Raw genomic sequence first — 19,124 nt, 5'->3', positions numbered from 1 at the left:
GGGGGGCCTCAGAAGCGCGCGAGCACGTCGTCCACTCCGGCGCGGAACCGCGGACACGTCGCGATGTCATGCGCGCGGCATCCCATGGCGTGCTCCGTCATCTCCCGCGATCGCCGCATCTCCTCCATCCGCCGGTCGATGTCGTCGAGGTGCTGCTGCAGGACCTGATGACGCCCGGCGCTGCCGTCGTCGAGGAGCACCGCGATCTGGTCGAGGCTCATGCCCGCGGCCTTGCTGCGCTGGATGACGGCGATGCGCACGACCTCGTCCTCGCCGTACCGTCGCCGGCCCGCCGGGTCGCGGGGCGGCCGCAACAGGCCGACCGTCTCCCAGTGCCGCAGGACGTTCGTCGGCAGGTCGAACCGTGCGGCGACCTCGCCGACGGACCAGGGGTGCGGGTCGCTTGACTTCATGTTGACATGAAGTCACAGACTGAGGTCGAACGCAAGACGCGAGAAGGGAACCCCCATGTACGACGCGATCGTGATCGGTGCCGGCCCCGCCGGGCTCCAGGCGGCACTGACGCTCGGCCGGATGCACCGACCGGTGCTCCTGCTCGACTCCGGCGAGTACCGCAACGGCACCGTGCAGCACATGCACAACATGATCGGCGCCGACGGGAAGGCCCCGGCCGACCTCCGCGCGCAGGCCCGCACCGAGCTCACCGCGTATCCGGACGTCGAGGTGCGGGATGTCGCGGCGCAGCGGATCTCCGGCGACGAGGAGACGGGTTTCTCGGTGAGCCTCGCCGACGGGTCGGTGGCCGACGCCCGACGGGTGATCCTGGCGACCGGCGTCGCGGACGACCTCCCGCCGGTGCCGGGTCTCGCCGAGCTGTGGGGCCTCCGGGCCTTCAGCTGCCCGTTCTGCGACGGCCACGAGCACGCCGGGAGGCCGATCGCGATCCTCGGGGCGGCGCCCAGGGCGGCCCACCTGATCGGGTTGCTCGGCCGCATCGTCGGCGAGATCACGGTGGTCCCGGTGGGAGAACCGTTCGCCGCGGATGACCGTCTCACGCTGGAGGAGCTCGGGGTCCGGGTGACCTCCGCTCCGGTCGAGGCTGTCAGCGCGCACGGAGACGGGGTGCAGGTGCGCAGCGCCGAGGGCGACCTCGACGTCGCGGGGGTGTTCGTGGCGTCCGGCACGATGCGGCACCGGGCGCCCTTCGCCGCCGACCTCGGGCTCGGGATGCGGGAGTCGGGGTCCATCGAGATCGACGAGTTCGGGCGGACGTCGCTTCCTGGCGTCTTCGCCGCGGGCGACCTCGCGCATCGCGCGACCCTCCCCGGTCCGATGGCCTCGGTGCTGCTCGCCGCCGCCGCGGGACAGGTCGCCGCGGTGGGGGCGCTCCAGTCCCTCTGACTTCGAATCGCCCGATTGGTCCCCCTTCCGGGCCGGAGGGGGCCATTCCGGCGATTCGAACGGGGGTCAGACAGCCCCGACGTCGACAGCACCGCCGGTCGCGGCGGGCTCGGCGTACGAGACCTCGCGCCAGACGTCGCCCACGCGCGCGAATGAGGTCACGCTCGACAGGGCGCAGCGGCGGGTCCGCGGGTCGTGCTGCAGCGGGAGGCCGGCGACGCGCAGGTGCGTGATCCAGATCGGCGCCTGATGCGACACCATCACGATGTCCCCCGCGGTCGGGATCTCGGCCGCGGCCGTCCACGCCTCGTCCATGACCCCGAGCATCCGCTCCGCGATCGAGGTGTACGGCTCCCCCCAGCTCGGCAGCGACGGCTGACGCAGGTGCCACCAGTTCATCGGGTTCATCAGCGACCGCCGCATCCGGGTGCCCTCGAACACGTTCGTCGGCTCGATCAGGCGGATGTCGGTCTCGGGTTCGAGGTCGAACACCTCCGCGAACGGGGCGGCCGACTCCTGCGCGCGCTCCAGGGGCGACGCGAACAGCGCGGTCACCGGATCGCCGAGTCCCGCGACGTGCTCCGCCGCCGCCTGGGCCATCTCCTCCCCCGCGGTGCTGAGGTGATAGTCGGGCAGCCGTCCGTAGAGCACGCGGGACGGGTTGTGCACCTCCCCGTGGCGGACGAGGTGCAGAAGTGATGCCGCCACGTCAGACCTCGCGGTAGCGGGAGTCGCCGAACCCGAGGATCAGATAGCCGATGTAGGGGAACAGGAAGAGCAGGAAGAACGAGAACACCCCGCCCTTGCCGAAGCGCGCGCCGAGCTTGAACGCGACGATCACCCCGAGGATGAAGTTCGCGATCGGCACGAGATAGAGCAGGGCGAACCAGCCCGACATCCCGGCGATCTTCACGAGGAACACGACGTTGACGATCGGGATGATCGCGAGGATCCCGGGATAGCCCGCCTTCGTGAAGACCTTCCACAGTCCGACCACGACGAGGATGTAGAAGATGAGGGCGATGAGTCCCGTGGTGCCGGAGAAGATCGCGCCGAACAGGTCGGGAAGGCCGTTGCCGTCCGAGATGGAGAGGTTCATGGGGGTGCGCCTTTCGTCCTGGCGATCCTACTGAGGTGTGGTCGCTCGGCACACGCGACCCGGCCGAGGACGGCCGGGACGCCCGCGTAGACTGGGCGGGTTCATCTTTCCCCGGATCAGGAGGAATCCTCCGTGCTGCGCACCCACTCCGCAGGCTCCCTGCGCGCCGAGAACATCGGTCAGTCCGTCACCCTCACCGGGTGGGTCGATCGTCGTCGTGACCACGGAGGCGTCGCTTTCATCGATCTGCGGGACGCGTCGGGCATCGCCCAGGTCGTCATCCGTGACGAAGAGGTCGCCCACCCGCTGCGCAACGAATTCGTCCTGAAGGTCACCGGTGAGGTCTCTCGCCGCCCCGAGGGCAACGCGAACCCGAACCTCCCGTCCGGCGAGATCGAGGTCATCGCGGCCGACGTCGAGGTGCTGAACGAGTCGGCGCCCCTGCCGTTCCAGGTCTCGACCGCTCTGGCCGACACTGAGACGGTCGGCGAGGAGGCGCGCCTGAAGTACCGCTATCTCGACCTCCGCCGCCCGGCGGCCGCCTCCGCCCTGCGCCTGCGGTCCGACGTCTACAAGGCGATCCGCGACGTGCTGCACGCCGAGGACTTCACCGAGGTCGAGACCCCGACCCTCACCCGCTCCACGCCGGAGGGCGCCCGCGACTTCGTCGTCCCGGCCCGTCTGCACCCGGGCAGCTGGTACGCCCTGCCCCAGTCCCCGCAGCTGTTCAAGCAGCTGCTCATGGTCGGCGGTGTGGAGAAGTACTTCCAGATCGCCCGCTGCTACCGCGACGAGGACTTCCGCGCCGACCGCCAGCCCGAGTTCACGCAGCTCGACATCGAGATGAGCTTCGTCGACCAGGAGGACGTGATCGCCCTCATGGAGGCGCTCATCGTCGCGATGTGGAAGACGATCGGGGTCGAGGTGCAGACCCCGCTGCCGCGGATGACGTACGCCGACGCCATGGCGAAGTACGGCTCCGACAAGCCCGACCTCCGCTTCGGGCTCGAGCTCGTCGAGGCGACGGACTACTTCAAGGACACCCCGTTCCGCGTGTTCCAGGCCGAGTACGTCGGCGCCGTGCGCATGCCCGGCGGTGCCGGCCAGCCGCGCAAGCAGCTCGACGCGTGGCAGGACTGGGCCAAGCAACGCGGCGCGCGCGGTCTCGCCTACGTCCTGTTCAACGAGGACGGCACCCTGGGCGGTCCCGCCGCGAAGAACCTGTCCGAGGCCGAGCAGGCGGGCCTGGCGGAGTTCGTCGGCGCCGAGCCGGGCGACTGCGTGTTCTTCGCCGCCGGGTCCACCAAGGAGAGCCGGGCGCTGCTCGGTGCCGCGCGGGTCGAGATCGGCCGCCGCCTCGGCTACCTGAACCCGGACGAGTTCGCCTTCACCTGGGTCGTCGACGCCCCGATGTTCGAGCCGGCCGCCGACGCGGTCGCCTCCGGTGACGTCGCGGTGGGCGCGGGGGCCTGGACGGCCGTGCACCACGCGTTCACGGGTCCGAAGCCCGAGTTCGAGGACACGTTCGACACCGACCCCGGTTCGGCCCTCGCCTACGCGTACGACATCGTGTGCAACGGCTCGGAGCTCGGCGGCGGGTCCATCCGCATCCACCGCGAGGACATCCAGAAGCGGGTGTTCGAGGTCATGGGCATCAGCGACGAGGTCGCGCAGGAGCAGTTCGGCTTCCTCCTCGACGCGTTCAAGTTCGGCGCTCCCCCGCACGGCGGCATCGCGCTCGGCATGGACCGCGTGCTCCAGCACCTGACGAAAACCGAGTCGATCCGCGACGTCATCGCCTTCCCGAAGTCCGGCAACGGCTTCGATCCGCTGACCTCCGCTCCCGCGCCGATCACCCCCGAGCAGCGCGCCGAGGCCGGCGTCGACTTCACCCCCGAGGACGACGCCTGACCTGATCGCCGAGACCCCGTCTTACCGCCGAGACCCCGGGACACTGCCGCTGGCAGCCCGGGGTCTCGTCACGTACACGGGGCCTCGGGAGGAGTCAGGCGAGTGACGCCAGGAACGGTGCGAGGTTCTCGTTCCACACGTCGACGCCGAGCTTCGCGATCAGCGCCACCACCACCACGAGGAACACCACGCGGATGAACGTCGTGCCGCGCGAGATCGCCATGCGCGAGCCCAGGTAGCTCCCGGCGACGTTCGCGACCGCGAGGATCCCGCCGAGGAGCCACAGCACCGACCCGTGCGGGATGAACAGCAGCAGGGCCCCCGCGTTCGTCGCGAAGTTCACGATCTTGGCCTTCGCGCTCGCCTGCAGGAAGTCGTAGCCCAGGAGCGCCACGAGAGTGATCACGAGGAACGTGCCCGTCCCCGGCCCGATCATGCCGTCGTAGAAGCCGATGCCGAGCCCGGCGAGACCGGCCATGATGTGGTGCTTGTGCCCGTGGAAGCGCAGCTGCGTGGCGGCACCGAGCTGGGGGCGGAACGCCGTGAACAACGCGACCGCGAGGAGCGCGACCACGATGATGGGCTTGAACGCGGCCGGGGGCAGGACCGTCGCGACGGCCGCCCCTCCGAACGAGCCGATCAAGGCGATGACCGCCATCGGCAGCGCGGTCCGGATGTCCGGTTTCGCACGCCGGTAATAGGTGACGCTGCTCGTGGCGGTGCCGAACACGGAGGCGAGCTTGTTCGTCGCGAGCGCCTGGACCGGAGCGATGCCGGGGATGAGGAGCAGTGCGGGGAGCTGCAGCAGCCCGCCCCCGCCAACGACGGCATCGATCCACCCGGCGCCGAAGGCCGCCACGACGACGAGGATCAGCATCCCCCAGGTGAGCTGCTCGAGTCCGAGGAGGCTGCCGATATCCACCCCGCCATGATTCCAGACCCCGGGCCACCCTCCCGCATCCGCTCCGCTGTCAGACTGGGGGCATGCTCGACGTCCTCCCGCTGCCCTATTCGTTCGCCGCGCGGAGCGGGGTCGCCGTCCTTCGGAGGGCGACCCCGGCCGACACGGATGCCGTCATCGCCCTCCTCGCGGACGATCCGATCAGCGCGGCCCGCGGCGACGTCGCCTCCGAGGACGACCGCCCCGCGTACGCACGCGGGCTCCACGAGATCCTCGCCGACGCCTCGAACGACCTCCTCGTGGTCGAGCTCGGCGGCGCCGTCGTCGGCACGCTGCAGCTCACCTCGATCCCGGGCATGGCCCGGCGCGGGGCTCGGCGGCTTCTCGTGGAGGCGGTCCGGGTGCGCAGCGACCTCCGCTCGTCCGGCATCGGCTCCGCCGTCATGCGCTGGGTCGGCGAGGTCGCCGCACCCGCCCTCGGCGCCGCGATGGTGCAGCTGACCTCCGACGCCGCCCGCACCGACGCCCACCGCTTCTACGAGCGCCTCGGCTATGTGGGCTCGCACCGCGGCTTCAAATACGTGGTCCCCGCGGACTGAGCACCCCGCCCCCGCACGCCATCCGCGCGTCACCGACCGTTCACCCGGGCCGCTCCGCGCGGCTACCTCGGCCTCATAGTGTCCTCTCGCAACCCGACACCGGCGCGCGACGCCGGACACTGAGAGGACACTCATGGCACGCTCCATCCGCCGCGCACGCATCGGCGCCGGCATCGCCCTGGCCACCACGGCCGTCATCGCACTGACCTCCTGCGCCTCGGCGACCGACGCCCCGGCCGCCGGCGACGACACCGTGGACGCGGCGAGCGCGACCTCCGTCGAGGACTTCGGCTCGTTCGCCGACCTCGAGGCCGCCGCGAAGGAGGAGGGGCAGCTGAACGTCATCGCCCTGCCTCGCGACTGGGCGAACTACGGAGAGATCCTCGACCTCTTCGCCGAGAAGTACCCCGAGATCACGATCAACGAGGCGTCGCCGGACGTGTCCAGCGCCGAGGAGATCCAGGCCGCCGAGACGAACAAGGGCCTCGACACGGCGCCCGACGTCTTCGACCTCGGGCTGACGGTCGCCCTGCAGAACACCGACACGTTCGCGCCCTACAAGGTGCAGACGTGGGACGACATCCCCGAGGAGCTGAAGGAGCCCTCCGGCCTCTTCGTCGGCGACTACGGCGGGTACATGTCGATCGGCTACGACTCCTCGAAGTTCGATGCCCCTGCCGAGCTGTCCGACCTCCTCTCCGCAGACTACAAGGGCGCCGTCGCCATCAACGGCGACCCCACCCAGGCGGGAGCGGCCTTCGCGGCCGTGGGCCTCGCGACCGTGCAGTCGGACGGCACCCTCGACGACTACCAGCCGGGCATCGACTTCTTCGCCGACCTGCAGAAGGCCGGGAACCTGCTGAAGGTCGACGTCACTACGGCGACCGTCGCGAGCGGCGAGACTCCCGTCGTCTTCGACTGGGACTACCTCAACGCGTCGCACACGGCCGACAACCCGAACTGGAAGGTCGTCGTCTTCGATGGCACCGGATACGCGGGCTACTACAACCAGGCCATCAACGTCGACGCCCCGCACCCCGCCGCCGCTCGACTGTGGCAGGAGTTCCTGTACAGCGACGAGGTGCAGAACCTCTGGCTGAAGGGCGGCGCCCGCCCGGTGCGCATGGAGGCGATGACCGAGGCCGGCACGATCGACGAGAAGCTCGCGTCGGCCCTCCCCGAGGCGCCGGAGGAGACGGTCGTGCCGACCGAGGAGCAGTCCGAGAACGCCGGCACGCTGCTGGGCGAGAAGTGGGCAGCGGCGGTCCAGTGACCGCTCTCGTTACCCCGGGGGTGGACGCTGCGGCGCCCACCCCCGTCACCCCGGCCGTGCCCGCGTCGCACACGCGGGCCCGGCCGTCCGCGCCCTCTCTCGCGTGGCTGGGACTCGTGCCGTTCGCGGCCTACGTCCTGCTGTTCCTCGCCGTGCCCACGGTGCTCGCGATCGGCTCCGGGCTCTTCGACGGCGATGGCGCGCTCACCGGGACGAACCTCGCCGCTCTCGGCGATCCCGTCGTTCTCGCCACGTTCGCGAACTCGGCGGGGCTGTCCCTACTCACCGCGGTCGTGGGCGCGATCGTCGGCGCCCTCGTCTGCTACGCCCTGCTCGGGCTGAATCCCGACGGCGTCGTGCGGCAGTCGGTGGACGCGGCAGCCGGTGTGCTCGCCCAGTTCGGCGGCGTCATGCTGGCCTTCGCCTTCATCGCCTCGATCGGCCTCCAGGGAGTGATCACCGTGTTCCTCCGTGACACCTTCGGTCTCGACATCTTCGCCGAGGGAGCCTGGCTCTACGAGCTTCCCGGCCTCGTCCTCCCCTACATCTACTTCCAGATCCCGCTGATGGTCATCACGTTCCTCCCCGCCCTCGCCGCGCTCAAGACCCAGTGGGTGGAGGCGAACCTCACCCTCGGCGGCAACAGGGCGAGCTTCTGGATGCGGGTCGGCCTGCCCGTGCTGGCGCCGTCGTTCCTGGCCAGCGTGCTCCTGCTCTTCGCGAACGCGTTCTCGTCGTACGCGACCGCGGCCGCCCTCGCCAGCCAGGGGTCGCAGATCGTGCCGCTGCAGATCCGTACCGCCCTCACCAGCGAGACGTTGCTGGGGCGCGAGAACCTCGCCGGTGCCCTCGCGTTGGGCATGATCCTCGTGGTCGGCGTCGTCATGGCCCTGTACTCCCTCATCCAGCGACGGGCAGCGCGGTGGCAGGCATGAACGCGCTCGCGCCGTCCCGTCTCACCCGGGCGGTGATCGGTCTCCTCGTGGGGGCGTTCTTCGCGGTGCCGCTGGTGTCCACCTTCCTGTTCACGCTGCGCGGCCCGGACGGCCCGACGCTCGCTCACTGGACCGCGCTGTTCGACCCCGCCGCGTCGGCGGCGATCCGGCCGATCTGGACGGGCCTGGGCAACTCGCTGCTGCTCGCGCTGGTCACCGTCGGGATCGTCCTTCTCCTGCTGGCGCCGACGATGATCCTCGTGAATCTGCGCTTCCCCCGCCTCGCGTCGTCCTTCGCGTTCGTGGCGCTCCTGCCGATCTCGATCCCGGCAATCGTCCTCGTCGTGGGCCTGGCGCCGATCTACCTGCAGATCGGGCGCACTCTCGGGACGGGGACGTGGACGCTCGCCTTCGCGTACGGCATCACGGTGCTCCCGTTCGCGTTCCGTGCGATCCAGGCGTCGATCGACGCCGCCGACCTGCGGACGCTCGCCGAAGCCGCGCGCTCGCTCGGAGCGAGCTGGCCGGTCGTCGTCGTCCGGGTGCTCGCCCCGAACCTGCGGCAGGGGCTGCTCGCCGCCTCCCTGCTCTCCATCGCGGTGGTGCTCGGCGAGTTCACGATCGCGTCCCTCCTCAACCGGCAGGTCTTCCAGACGGCGATGGTCGTGGTGCAGAAGCAGGACCCCTATGCGCCGGCGATCTTCACCCTCCTCGCCCTGCTCCTCGCCTTCCTCCTGCTCCTCCTCATCGGTCGCGTCGCCCGCGGCTCGCGAAAGGCCCGGTCATGACCCTCGATCACGCGCTTCCCCGCACCAAGGACAACCTGCTGCTCGCCCAGGCCGGCGAGGGCACCCGCGTCGAGCTGCGCGGCATCGTGAAGAGCTACGGCGGCCCCCGGGTGCTGCACGGCGTCGACCTCGACATCGCCCCCGGGGAGTTCGTCTCGTTGCTGGGGCCGTCCGGCTGCGGCAAGACGACGCTCCTGCGCGTGCTCGCCGGGCTCGAGGCCGCCGACGACGGGGCGGTCCTGCTCGGCGGGGGCGACGTGTCCCGTGTGCCCACCAACCGGCGCGACATCGGCATGGTGTTCCAGTCGTACTCGCTCTTCCCGCATCTCCGCGTCGTCGACAACACGGCGTTCGGCCTCCGCCGGCGGGGCGTCGGGAAGGCGGAAGCGGCGCGTCGGGCATGGGACGCGCTCGCTCTCGTGGGTCTCGCCGACCTCGCGGATCGCTTCCCGCATCAGCTCTCCGGCGGACAGCAGCAGCGGGTGGCGCTGGCGCGTGCCCTCGTCACGGAGCCGCGGGTCCTGCTGCTGGACGAGCCCCTGTCCGCGCTGGACGCCAAGGTCCGCGTGCAGTTGCGGGACGAGATCCGTCGCATCCAGCTCCGCCTCGGGATCACGACGGTGTTCGTGACGCACGACCAGGAGGAGGCCCTCGCGGTGTCCGACCGGATCGCGGTCATGAACGCCGGACGGATCGAGCAGATCGGTTCGCCGGAGGAGCTGTACACGACCCCCGCGAACGCCGCGGTCGCCGCCTTCGTCGGGCTGTCCAGCGTCGTGTCCGGCGTCGCCGAGGGCGATCACGTCATCGTGTGGGGGCAGCGGCTTCCGCTGCAGACGCCCGCCGACGGTCCGGTCGACGTGTACCTCCGCCCGGAGAACGTCCGCTTCACCTCCGCGGACGATGCGGCGACCGACGCCCTCGTGGAGGAGAGCACCTTCCTCGGCAGCATGCGGCGGACGCTCGTGCGCACGGAGTCCGGCGAGCTCGTGCGCGTGCAGCATGCTCCCACCGTGCACCCCTCTTTCGGCGACCGCGTGCGCATCGCGGTGACCCCTGCCCCGGTGGTCGCACGCCCCCGCGGCTGACTGAGAGCCCGGGAGAGAATCAGAGGACGCGGGAGAGGAAGTCCTTGGTGCGCTGGTGCTGCGGATTCGCCAGCACCTCACGGGGGTCGCCCTCCTCGACGATGTGTCCGCCGTCCATGAAGATCAGCCGCGAACCGACCTCGCGCGCGAAGCCCATCTCATGCGTGACGACCAGCATCGTCATGCCTTCGTCCGCCAGCGACCGCATGACCTGCAGCACCTCGCCGACGAGCTCCGGGTCGAGAGCAGAGGTCGGCTCGTCGAACAGCATCATGTCCGGATTCATGCACAGCGCCCGGGCGATCGCCACGCGCTGCTGCTGCCCGCCGGACAGGTGCCCGGGGTACGCGTCGGCCTTCTCCGCGAGCCCGACGCGCTCGAGCATGGCGCGGGCCACCTTCTCCGCTTCCGCCTTCGACCGCTTCTTGACCCGTTGCTGTGCGATCGTCAGGTTTCCGAGCACGCTCAGGTGCGGGAAGAGGTTGAAGCTCTGGAACACCATCCCGATGCGGGTGCGCACACGGTCGATGTCGATGTCGGGGTCGGTGATGTCGATGCCTTCGATCAGCACCTTCCCGCCCGTCGGCTCCTCCAGGAGGTTCACCGAGCGGAGCAGCGTCGACTTGCCGGAACCGGACGGGCCGATCACGCAGACGACCTCGCCCGCCAGGACGGTCAGGTCGATGCCCTTGAGCACCTCGTTGTCGCCGAAGCTCTTGTGCAGATCCTGGATCGCGATCGCGGGGGCCTGCACGTCGATCAGGTCGGTGCTCATCGTGTCCTCGCCATCCGACGCTCCAGCCACGCGCTGAAACGCGTGAGTGGGATCGTCACGATCAGGTAGAGGATCGCCGCCATGATGAGCGGCGTTCCGTTGGCGTTCTGCGTACTGGCGTCACGGGCGAAAGTCGTGAGCTCCTTCGACCAGACGAAGGTGCCGACGACGAACAGCAGCGACGTGTCCTTCAACAGCAGCACGAACTCGTTCGTCAGCGGCGGGATGATGATGCGGAAGCCCTGCGGCACGACGATCCAGAAGGTCGTCTTCATGGGCGACATGCCGAGCGAACGCGCCGCCTCGGTCTGTCCCTTCGGCACGGCCTGCAGCCCCGCCCGAATGGTCTCGGCCATGTACGCCGATGCGACGAGCACGAGACCGATCAGACCGAGCACCACAGGACCGCCGAGCTCCTGCGCCCGGACCCCGAGCGCGATCGGCACGATGAACCCGATGGCGAAGATCGTGAGCAGCGCGGGGAGTCCGCGGAAGAGCTCGATCCAGACCGTCGCGATCCACCGGAAAGGGCCGATCTCCGACAGCTTCATCAGCGCGAGGATGACGCCGAGGAGCAGGCCGCCGGCGAACGCCACCGCCGTGAACCACAGGGTGTTGACGAGCGCGGTCGTGATGATCCCCGGCAGCATCTTGGCTGCGACCTCGGGGTTGAAGAAGAGCTGCCCGAGTCGGGACCAGTCGGTGCTGAACGCGATCCAGACGGCGATCGCGATCAGCACCGCGTAGACGGTGTACCGGTAGAGCTTCTGCTTGGTGGTGCGCCTCAACGCCATTGTCAAGGTCCTCCCGACCTCCGTGTTCCCCGGCTCAGTTCGCCGTGAAGTACTGGTCGTAGATCTTCTGGTACTCGCCGTTGTCCCGCAGGTCCGCGAGCGCACCGTTCACCGCGTCGAGGAGCTCGTCCTTCTCGCCCTTGGCGAAGGCGAAGCCGTAGGACTCGTCGGTCTCGTAGGTCTCGACGATCTTGTACGCGGAGTCGGCCTTCTCGTGCTCGAGGTTGACCGGCTGGTCCTGCAGGATCGCGTCGATCTGCCCCGCCTGGATCGCCGGCCACAGCTCGCCGTCCGACGGGTACTGCACGAGCTGAGCGCCCTTCGCGTTCTCGGTCGCGTACGCCTCACCCGTCGTGCCCTGCTGCACGCCGACGTTCTTGCCGTCGAGGTCGTCGATGGACTCGATGCCCGAATCCGTGCGCACGAGCAGCGACTGCAGCGAGTCGTAGTACGGGTCGGAGAAGTCGATGTTGGCCTTGCGCTCGTCGGTGATCGTCATGGCCGAGGCGCCGACGTCACAGGTGCCGGCGGCGAGGGTCGTTCCGGACTGCAGCGCGTCGAAGCCGACGTCCTGCACGGAGAGTTCCAGGTCGAGCTCCTCGGCGATCGCGCCGAGGAGGTCGATGTCGAAGCCGGTGTACTCGCCGTCGTCACCCTCGAACTCGAACGGCGGGTACGGGATGTCGGAGCAGACGGTGAGCTTGCCCGCCTCGACGAGGCCGTACTCGTCGCCGGCGGCGGGCTCGCCGCCGCTGCCCGCGTCAGAGGAGCCGGTGGCGCATCCGGCGAGCGCGAGGGTGGCGGTGGCCGCGATCGCGAGGCCGGCGAAGAGGTTACGACGGGACATGTCGGCTCCTGGGAGTCGGGGGCTGCTGCGCCCACGGACGGGTAGGAGTTCATCTAAACATGCGGCTCGTCGCGTGACCAATGACATGCGCCTGCGCCGCATTACGTTTGTGTTTCAGTGCCGCTCGACGGCACCGTGCCTCAGAGCTCGGCGTCGACGGCCACACGCCCGGAGACGACCGAGCGGATGAATCCGGCGACCTCTTCGTGCGCGGGGTGCACCTGATACTGCTCCAGGTCCTCGACGGAGTCGAAGTCGGCGACCAGGGTCACGTCCCAGTTCGCGTCGGGGTAGACGTCGTTCGCGCCGGCCCAGATGCTGCGCAGCTGCGGGACGACGCCGTCGAGCGCGTTGAGGCGGCGCGCGACCTCGGCGGCCTGGGCCTTGCGCTCTCCCGCGTCCTCCGCGGCGAGCTTCCAGGTGACGACATGACGGATGGTCATCGCAGCTCCTTCTCGTCCGCGCGGGCCTCCGCACCGACGGCTTGCTCCAGTGCTCCCCGCAGACGTTCGGGGTTCACGCGCCAATGGGCGTGCAGGTTCCCGTCGATCAGCACGACGGGGATCTTCTCCCACCACTGCTCGTACAGGGCCGGGTCGTCCTGGATCGAGGCTTCCACGATCCGGATGCGCTCGGCAGCGGCCTCGGGCAGTTCGGCGACGACCGCGTCGACGACCTCGGAGGCCACGTCGCACAGATGGCAGTCGGGCTTGCCGATGAGGGTCAGCGTCGTCACGACGACGGGACCTCCACCTCGCGTCCCTGGGCGATCCACTCGCCGGTGCCACCCTCGACGTTGGTGGCGTCGTAGCCGCGGGCCTCGAGCGCCTCGACCACGCGGGCCGAGCGTCCGCCGGCCTGGCAGATCACGTCGAACGACTCCGCGGGAAGCTCGTCCAGACGGTTGCCGATCTCGGACATCGGGATGTTCACGGCACCCGGGACGTGTCCAGCCTGGAACTCGTTCACCTCCCGGACGTCGATGAGGGGCGTGCCGGAGCGCTCGGCGAGTTCGGCGACGGTGATCGACTTCATGACATCCTCTCGGCGGTGCGGAACGGCGCGCAGAGACACAAAGCGCCCGTCCGAAGACAGGCGCTCGGTGTCTGGCCGCTTACTTCTTGTTGCGGCGCTGGTGGCGAGTCTTGCGAAGCAGCTTGCGGTGCTTCTTCTTCGCCATGCGCTTGCGGCGCTTCTTGATGACAGAACCCACGGAAACCTCACTAAGTCAGGGGCTGGGTGTCGCCGGAATCGGACACCCGGGTACGAGCACGAAAAATGCCTCGGATCATCCTAGCAAACTCGGGAGGGTGCCCCGCGCCCCCGAGTCAGCCGGCGTCGGCGATGGGACGCTGCAGGGCCTCCGCGACGGCGGACTCCGGCACGCGGTAGCTCCGTCCGAACCGGATGGCGGGGAGGTCGCCGGCGTGCACGAGGCGGTACACGGTCATCTTGGACACGCGCATCAGCTCGGCGACTTCGGCCACCGTCAGGAATCGGACGTCTGGAACCTCGGGCATCCCACGTACCCCTTTCTCGATGAGCACACTCTATGGGGTCGCTGGGACGCGTGTAAACCCGCGTGACTGTTGTGATCAGTGAGGCGTCGCTCAGGCGCCGAGGCGTTTGAACGCGTTCGTGACGACGTGCTTCGCCGACGCCGCCGCCCGCCCGACGACCTCCGCGGCGTGGGCGGCCCCCTCGGGGATCGCCGACCCGGGGTAGGCGATGTCCGGAGCCGCAGCACCGTACGCATCGACGAGGAAGGGGACCAGCCAGTCGTCGACGGCTTCGAGAGGCGCGACGGAGAGACTGTAGAAGCGGCGCTGCCCGTCCTCGCGCACGGTCACGAGCTCGGCGTCGCGCAGCACCTTGAGGTGCTTGGAGACCGTGGGCTGGCTGATGCCGAGGTCGGCCACGATCTGGCTCACGCTCGTGCCGGACTCCCCTTCGGACGTGCGTCGGAGCAGGAGCTGGAGGATGTCGCGCCTCGTACCGTCTGCGATCACGTCGAAGATGTCCGTCATGTGATCAGGGTAGTGGCCCCCGGCACGGAGTACCATGACGAAGGCTCGGCGAGAGGCGCCGCGCCGCCGCCGGAGAACGGGCGGCGCAGACGAAGGGGGCCAGCGATGTCGGGCATCGTTTCGGCGTCGTCCCCTCGCACCGGTCTTCCCGGAGCCGCCGGGCGCGTGAAACACCTCATCACGTCGTCGCCCTCCCGCTTCGCGATCGCGGTGTTCGCGCTGCTGATCCTCGTCTTCACCGTCCTCTTCTCGCTGCCGATCGCCTCCGCCAGCGGCACAGTCACCCCCCTCAGCGACGCCCTCTTCACCGCCGTCTCCACCATCTGCGTGACGGGCCTCGCGACCGTCGACATGGCGAACCACTGGTCGCCCTTCGGACACGTGGTGGTGTTCATCGGCGTCAACATCGGCGCCCTCGGCGTGCTGACCCTCGCCTCCCTCATGGGCATGCTCATCTCGAAGCGCCTGGGGCTGCGGGCGAAGCTCATGGCGGCGGGCGACACCAACCCGCTCCGGGCCCACGGCGGTGTGGTCAACGAGAGCCAGACCGTCCGCCTCGGCGAGGTCGGGCAGCTGCTCACCACCGTCGCCCTTTCCGCCCTCTTCATCGAGGCGGCCCTCGCGGCTCTGCTCTACCCCGCGCTGGTGATGGCCGGGGTCGATCCCATCGCCGCCCTCTGGGAGGCCCCCTACTTCTCGGCGATGGCATTCACGAACACCGGGTTCGCGCCCAACGACGGCGGCGTGGCCGTCTTCGCGGACGACTACCTCGTGCTCGCCCTGTTGATGGTCGGCGTGTTCCTCGGGAGCATCGGCTTCCCGGTCATCTACACCCTCGCGAAGCACGTCTGGCACGTGAAGCGGTGGTCGCTGCACTCCAAGCTCACGATCGTCACCACCGTGCTCCTGTTCATCCTCGGCGCGGCGGCCTTCCTCATCCTCGAGTACGACAATCCGAAGACCTTCGGCTCGATGGACGCCGCGGACACGACCTTCCAGGCCTTCTTCCTGTCCGCGATGACGCGATCCGGCGGCTTCAACGTGATCGAGATGGACGATCTGAACGGCTCCTCCCTCCTCGCGGCGAGCATGCTCATGTTCGTCGGCGGCGGCTCCGCCTCGACCGCGGGCGGCATCAAGGTCACGACGCTCGCCGTGCTCGCGATCGCGGTGTGGTCGGAGGCCAAAGGCCGCCAGTCCGTCGAGGCCTTCGGGCGGCGCATCCCCAGCGACGTGCAGCGCGTCGCCCTCAGCGTCGTCGCCTGGGGCGCGACGATCGTGGCGCTGTCCACCATCGTCATCGCACAGATCACCAAGGCGGACATCAGCCACGTCCTCTTCGACGTCATCTCCGCGTTCGGAACCGTGGGCCTCTCGACCGGCCTCACCGGGGAGCTGCCCGATTCCGCGTCGTACGTCATGGCCGCGACGATCTTCATGGGACGCGTTGGTACAGTGACTCTCGCTGCGGCAGTCGCCGCGACATCGCGCACGCAGTACTACTCACTGCCCGTGGAAAGGCCGATCGTTGGTTGAAGTCCTTCGGGGCGACGCTCCCGTCCTCGTCATCGGTCTCGGCCGGTTCGGCGCCGCGTGCGCCGGTGAGCTCGACCGCCTCGACCGTGAAGTGCTCGCGATCGACGACAACCTCGAACTCGTGCAGAAGTGGTCGGACCGCGTCACGCACACCGTGCAGGCCGACGCGCGCAACATCGACGCCCTCCGCCAGATCGGCGCCCAGGACTTCCAGGTCGCCGTCGTCGCCGTCGGCTCCTCGATCGAGGCGTCCGTGCTCATCACCGCCAACCTCGTCGACCTCAAGGTGCCGCAGATCTGGGCGAAGGCGGTCTCCCAGTCGCACGGGAAGATCCTCGCGCGCGTCGGCGCGAACCACGTCATCTACCCGGAGCGCGAGGCCGGCGAGCGCGTCGCCCACCTCGTCAGCGGTCGCATGCTCGACTTCATCCGGTTCGACGACGACTTCGTGCTCGCCAAGATGTATCCGCCGAAGTTCATCCGCGGAGTCGGGCTCAACGAATCCGGCGTGCGCTCCAAGTACAAGGTCACCGTCGTCGGCGTGAAGAGCCCGGGCAAGCCGTTCCGCTACGCCGAGGCCAACACCATCGTCACCAACCACGACCTCATCATCGTCTCCGGGACGAACAGCGATATCGAGCGCTTCGCCGCCCTCGACCGCTGAGCCGACCGCGGCCCGGGGTCCTCCCCGCGACGGATGCGCCCCCGGGACCGGCATGGTGGGATGGTGGCATGAGCGATCACGCCACGGCACCGCCCGTCCTCGCCCTCCGCGGGCTCCGCAAGCAGTTCGGCCCGAAGGTCGCCGTCGACTCCCTGTCGCTCGACGTCCCCGCCGGCTCCATGCTGGGGCTGCTGGGACCCAACGGTGCCGGCAAGACGACCACGCTCGCCATGACCACGGGCCTCCTGCGCCCGGACGCGGGGACAGCCTGGGTGCTCGGCGCCGACGTCTGGCAGGACCCGGCCGCGGCGAAGGCGCGCATGGGCGTGCTCCCCGACGGCATCCGCATGCTCGACCGCCTCACCGGCGCGGAGCTGCTGCGGTACACCGGACTGCTCCGGAGCATGCCGGAGGCGGAGGTCGTCTCCCGCTCCGGCGAACTCCTCGACGCCCTCGGCCTGACCGAGGCTCGGGACACCCTCGTCGTCGACTACTCGGCCGGCATGAAGAAGAAGATCGGGCTGGCCTGCGCCCTCATCCACGCACCGCGCCTGCTCATCCTCGACGAGCCCCTCGAGGCCGTCGACCCCGTCTCCGGACAGACGATCCGCCAGATCCTGCGCTCCTTCGTCGACGGCGGTGGGACCGTCGTCCTCTCCAGCCACGTCATGGAACTGGTCGAATCGCTGTGCGACCGCGTCGCCATCGTGGCGGAGGGGCGGCTGCTCGCCCACGGCGCGCTGGACGAGGTGCGAGCCGGCCTCACCCTCCAGGAGCGCTTCCTCACGCTCGTGGGTGCCCACGACCTCGGAACGGAGACGCTCGCGTGGTTGCGCTCCTCGTAAGGCTGCGGCTGCGCCAGCTCGGACATCAGCTCACCCGCAACCCGTGGATGATCGTGACGCTCGCGATCGTGGGGCTGTTCGCGTTGGGCATGCTGGCGCTCCTGACCGTCGGGCTGATCGCCCTGCGCGTCGGCGCGCCGGACGCGGCGGTGACGGCGATGGTACTCACCGGCACCGTCGTCGTGCTCGGGTGGTGGATCGGCTCGATCCTCGTGAGCGCCGACGACTCCCTCGCCCCGGAGCGCTTCGCCCTGCTCCCGGTGACCGCGCGGACCCTTCTTCCCGGCCTCGTCGTCGCGGGGATGACGACGATCGGCGGCATCGGGACCGCCGTGGCCCTGCTGCTGATGCTCGTCGGCTGGTCGGTCAGCGTGCCCGCACTCCTCGCGGCGATCCTCATGGTCCCGGTCGCGCTCGCGACCTGCGTGCTCGGCGCGCGCGTCGTCAGCGGTCTGCTCGCGGGATGGCTCGCCCGACGGCGCACGCGCGACCTCGTCCTCACGCTCGGGGTCGTCCTGGTCGCCTCGTCCGGCCTCCTCCTGAACATCGGGATCCAGGCGCTCTCCACCGTGCGTGATGTCGGTGGCGCCGTCACCGCCATCGCGGACACCGCCGCCTGGACCCCGCTCGCCGCCGCCTTCGGCGTCCCCGCCGCCCTGGCACAGGGCGACCTGCTCGCCGCGCTCCTCCGGCTGCTGATCGCCGCCGCGACGCTCGTCGTCTTCTGGATCGCCGCGCGCCGGATGCTCGATGCGCGCCTCGTCGCGCCCCTGCAGTCGAGCGGCGGCGGGCGCGTGCGCTCGGGCGGTCTCCTCGACCGGATGCTGCCCGCCGGCCCCGTCGGCGCGGTCGCCGGACGCACGCTCCGCTACTTCCGCCGCGACCCGCGACAGGTCGTCAACATCGTGATGCTCCTGCTGTTGCCGGCGATCTTCCTCGGCCTCGCGCTGATGAACGGGCTCCAGCAGGACGCGGTCGGGTTCGCGCCCGCGATCACCCTCATCCCGGCGATCAACGCCCTCCTCACCGGCAGCATCGTCCAGATGGCGATCGCCTACGACAACGACGCGGTCGCGCTGCACATCCTCACCGGAGTGAGCGGGACCGCCGATCGCGCGGGACGGCTCCTCGGCTTCGGGCTGATCGGTGTGCCGATCACCGTCCTCCTCTGCGTCGCGACGTGCCTGCTGGCGGGGCGACCGGATCTGCTTCCGGGCAGTCTCGGGGCGGCCCTGGGCCTCATGGCGGTGTCGGCCGGTGCCGGCTCGTGGGTGGGCGCGTTCCTTCCGGGACGGGCCCCGGCTCCCGAGGCCAATCCCTTCGGACGCGGGTCGTCGGGCGGTGCGCAGTCGTTCCTCGCGATGCTCATCATGTCGCCGATCACCCTGCTGCTCGGCGGCCCCGCGCTCGGCTTCGCGATCGCGTCGATCTGGATTCCGCCGCTCGGCTGGGCGAGCCTCGCGGCCGCCGCCATCCTCGGCGGCCTCGCGCTGTGGGGCGGGACCGTGCTCGGCGGTCGGACGCTCCAGCGTCGGTGGCCCGAGGTGCTCGCCGAAGTCGCCAGCGACGCCTAACCGCAGGCCCCTCGCGGGATCAGGCACTCGCGCGGGTTCAGGCTCCAGGAGCACCGGCTGCCTGGACTCGCGTGGCCGCCTGGTCCCCCGCCCTCTCGCCGCAACA

Annotated in this window: 24 protein-coding genes; 11 read left to right on the top strand and 13 right to left on the bottom strand. The window is 69.9% G+C overall.

All coding sequences use genetic code 11. From position 1 onward, the window contains the following. Window positions 1-8 precede the first annotated feature (8 nt). Complete coding sequence (locus KAF39_RS07590) at window positions 9-413, bottom strand: MerR family transcriptional regulator (RefSeq protein WP_210676706.1); 405 nt, start codon at window positions 411-413, stop codon at window positions 9-11. Window positions 414-468: 55 nt separating this feature from the next. On the opposite strand from KAF39_RS07590, the gene KAF39_RS07585 reads away from it, so the two are divergent. After that, window positions 469-1,362 carry an NAD(P)/FAD-dependent oxidoreductase gene (locus KAF39_RS07585; RefSeq protein WP_210676705.1) on the top strand — a complete coding sequence of 298 codons (894 nt, stop codon included), beginning with the start codon at window positions 469-471 and terminating at the stop codon, window positions 1,360-1,362. A 66-nt stretch (window positions 1,363-1,428) separates the two neighbouring features. On the opposite strand, the gene KAF39_RS07580 is transcribed toward KAF39_RS07585, so the two are convergent. Together KAF39_RS07580 and KAF39_RS07575 are read right to left on the bottom strand one after the other, a co-directional pair. After that, window positions 1,429-2,070 carry a histidine phosphatase family protein gene (locus KAF39_RS07580; RefSeq protein WP_210676704.1) on the bottom strand — a complete coding sequence of 214 codons (642 nt, stop codon included), beginning with the start codon at window positions 2,068-2,070 and terminating at the stop codon, window positions 1,429-1,431. A 1-nt stretch (window position 2,071) separates the two neighbouring features. Next, a complete protein-coding gene (locus tag KAF39_RS07575) occupies window positions 2,072-2,461 on the bottom strand; it encodes a DUF5684 domain-containing protein (RefSeq protein WP_126894018.1) in 390 nt (129 codons plus the stop codon). A gap of 132 nt (window positions 2,462-2,593) precedes the next feature. Between KAF39_RS07575 and aspS the strand changes: the two genes are divergently transcribed. Next, the gene (aspS, locus tag KAF39_RS07570; protein WP_210676703.1) at window positions 2,594-4,372 is read left to right on the top strand and encodes an aspartate--tRNA ligase; all 1,779 of its coding nucleotides are present in this window, start codon (window positions 2,594-2,596) and stop codon (window positions 4,370-4,372) included. A 94-nt stretch (window positions 4,373-4,466) separates the two neighbouring features. Here the strand turns inward: aspS and KAF39_RS07565 are convergent, their stop codons facing one another. Further along, window positions 4,467-5,249, bottom strand: coding sequence for a TSUP family transporter (locus KAF39_RS07565; protein WP_210677984.1), 783 nt, complete (start codon window positions 5,247-5,249; stop codon window positions 4,467-4,469). 107 nt (window positions 5,250-5,356) lie between these two features. On the opposite strand from KAF39_RS07565, the gene KAF39_RS07560 reads away from it, so the two are divergent. The 5 genes from KAF39_RS07560 (at window position 5,357) to KAF39_RS07540 (ending at window position 9,956) form a co-directional block, all read left to right on the top strand. After that, entirely contained in the window at window positions 5,357-5,872 is a 516-nt protein-coding gene (locus tag KAF39_RS07560) for a GNAT family N-acetyltransferase (protein ID WP_210676702.1), read from the top strand. Between the two features lie 133 nt (window positions 5,873-6,005). After that, window positions 6,006-7,145: an ABC transporter substrate-binding protein gene (locus KAF39_RS07555; protein WP_210676701.1), complete on the top strand. Its 1,140-nt coding sequence runs from the start codon at window positions 6,006-6,008 to the stop codon at window positions 7,143-7,145. Continuing rightward, on the top strand, window positions 7,142-8,080 hold the full coding sequence (locus KAF39_RS07550) for an ABC transporter permease (RefSeq protein ID WP_374093391.1): 939 nt from the start codon (window positions 7,142-7,144) through the stop codon (window positions 8,078-8,080). The genes KAF39_RS07555 and KAF39_RS07550 overlap by 4 nt, the downstream gene beginning before the upstream one ends. Further along, window positions 8,077-8,868, top strand: a complete 792-nt coding sequence (locus KAF39_RS07545; RefSeq protein WP_210676699.1) for an ABC transporter permease — start codon at window positions 8,077-8,079, stop codon at window positions 8,866-8,868. The genes KAF39_RS07550 and KAF39_RS07545 overlap by 4 nt, the downstream gene beginning before the upstream one ends. Then, window positions 8,865-9,956, top strand: coding sequence for an ABC transporter ATP-binding protein (locus tag KAF39_RS07540; protein ID WP_210676698.1), 1,092 nt, complete (start codon window positions 8,865-8,867; stop codon window positions 9,954-9,956). Before KAF39_RS07545 ends, KAF39_RS07540 begins: the two co-directional genes overlap by 4 nt. A gap of 19 nt (window positions 9,957-9,975) precedes the next feature. Here KAF39_RS07540 and KAF39_RS07535 read toward each other — a convergent pair whose 3' ends face one another. From KAF39_RS07535 to KAF39_RS07495, 9 genes are all read right to left on the bottom strand, one after another. After that, window positions 9,976-10,731 carry an amino acid ABC transporter ATP-binding protein gene (locus tag KAF39_RS07535; RefSeq protein ID WP_060921706.1) on the bottom strand — a complete coding sequence of 252 codons (756 nt, stop codon included), beginning with the start codon at window positions 10,729-10,731 and terminating at the stop codon, window positions 9,976-9,978. Beyond that, window positions 10,728-11,525: an amino acid ABC transporter permease gene (locus KAF39_RS07530; protein WP_210676697.1), complete on the bottom strand. Its 798-nt coding sequence runs from the start codon at window positions 11,523-11,525 to the stop codon at window positions 10,728-10,730. The genes KAF39_RS07535 and KAF39_RS07530 overlap by 4 nt, the downstream gene beginning before the upstream one ends. Before the next feature lie 34 nt (window positions 11,526-11,559). Continuing rightward, window positions 11,560-12,372 carry a basic amino acid ABC transporter substrate-binding protein gene (locus tag KAF39_RS07525; RefSeq protein ID WP_210676696.1) on the bottom strand — a complete coding sequence of 271 codons (813 nt, stop codon included), beginning with the start codon at window positions 12,370-12,372 and terminating at the stop codon, window positions 11,560-11,562. Window positions 12,373-12,512: 140 nt separating this feature from the next. Then, complete coding sequence (locus KAF39_RS07520; RefSeq protein WP_210676695.1) at window positions 12,513-12,815, bottom strand: Dabb family protein; 303 nt, start codon at window positions 12,813-12,815, stop codon at window positions 12,513-12,515. After that, a complete protein-coding gene (locus KAF39_RS07515; RefSeq protein WP_210676694.1) occupies window positions 12,812-13,108 on the bottom strand; it encodes a glutaredoxin family protein in 297 nt (98 codons plus the stop codon). Before KAF39_RS07515 ends, KAF39_RS07520 begins: the two co-directional genes overlap by 4 nt. Beyond that, window positions 13,105-13,407, bottom strand: a complete 303-nt coding sequence (locus KAF39_RS07510) for a rhodanese-like domain-containing protein (protein WP_210676693.1) — start codon at window positions 13,405-13,407, stop codon at window positions 13,105-13,107. The genes KAF39_RS07515 and KAF39_RS07510 overlap by 4 nt, the downstream gene beginning before the upstream one ends. A gap of 79 nt (window positions 13,408-13,486) precedes the next feature. Continuing rightward, on the bottom strand, window positions 13,487-13,585 hold the full coding sequence (locus tag KAF39_RS07505) for a 30S ribosomal protein bS22 (RefSeq protein WP_003792170.1): 99 nt from the start codon (window positions 13,583-13,585) through the stop codon (window positions 13,487-13,489). A 115-nt stretch (window positions 13,586-13,700) separates the two neighbouring features. After that, window positions 13,701-13,892 (bottom strand): helix-turn-helix domain-containing protein, encoded by a 192-nt coding sequence (locus KAF39_RS07500; protein WP_025104463.1) that lies wholly within the window; start codon window positions 13,890-13,892, stop codon window positions 13,701-13,703. Window positions 13,893-13,982: 90 nt separating this feature from the next. Beyond that, a complete protein-coding gene (locus tag KAF39_RS07495; protein ID WP_210676692.1) occupies window positions 13,983-14,399 on the bottom strand; it encodes a helix-turn-helix transcriptional regulator in 417 nt (138 codons plus the stop codon). 105 nt (window positions 14,400-14,504) lie between these two features. Between KAF39_RS07495 and KAF39_RS07490 the strand changes: the two genes are divergently transcribed. The 4 genes from KAF39_RS07490 (at window position 14,505) to KAF39_RS07475 (ending at window position 19,018) form a co-directional block, all read left to right on the top strand. After that, entirely contained in the window at window positions 14,505-15,935 is a 1,431-nt protein-coding gene (locus KAF39_RS07490; RefSeq protein ID WP_210676691.1) for a TrkH family potassium uptake protein, read from the top strand. Next, a complete protein-coding gene (locus KAF39_RS07485) occupies window positions 15,928-16,599 on the top strand; it encodes a TrkA family potassium uptake protein (protein ID WP_025104470.1) in 672 nt (223 codons plus the stop codon). The genes KAF39_RS07490 and KAF39_RS07485 overlap by 8 nt, the downstream gene beginning before the upstream one ends. Window positions 16,600-16,667: 68 nt before the next feature. Then, window positions 16,668-17,444, top strand: a complete 777-nt coding sequence (locus tag KAF39_RS07480) for an ABC transporter ATP-binding protein (RefSeq protein ID WP_210676690.1) — start codon at window positions 16,668-16,670, stop codon at window positions 17,442-17,444. Then, window positions 17,426-19,018 (top strand): hypothetical protein, encoded by a 1,593-nt coding sequence (locus tag KAF39_RS07475; protein ID WP_210676689.1) that lies wholly within the window; start codon window positions 17,426-17,428, stop codon window positions 19,016-19,018. Before KAF39_RS07480 ends, KAF39_RS07475 begins: the two co-directional genes overlap by 19 nt. The last annotated feature ends 106 nt before the right edge of the window (window positions 19,019-19,124 follow it).

Source organism: Microbacterium sp. BLY, assembly GCF_017939615.1.
Lineage (GTDB): Bacteria > Actinomycetota > Actinomycetes > Actinomycetales > Microbacteriaceae > Microbacterium.
Note: the sequence above shows the minus strand (reverse complement) of the source record. Positions and strands in the feature narration are given on the sequence as shown.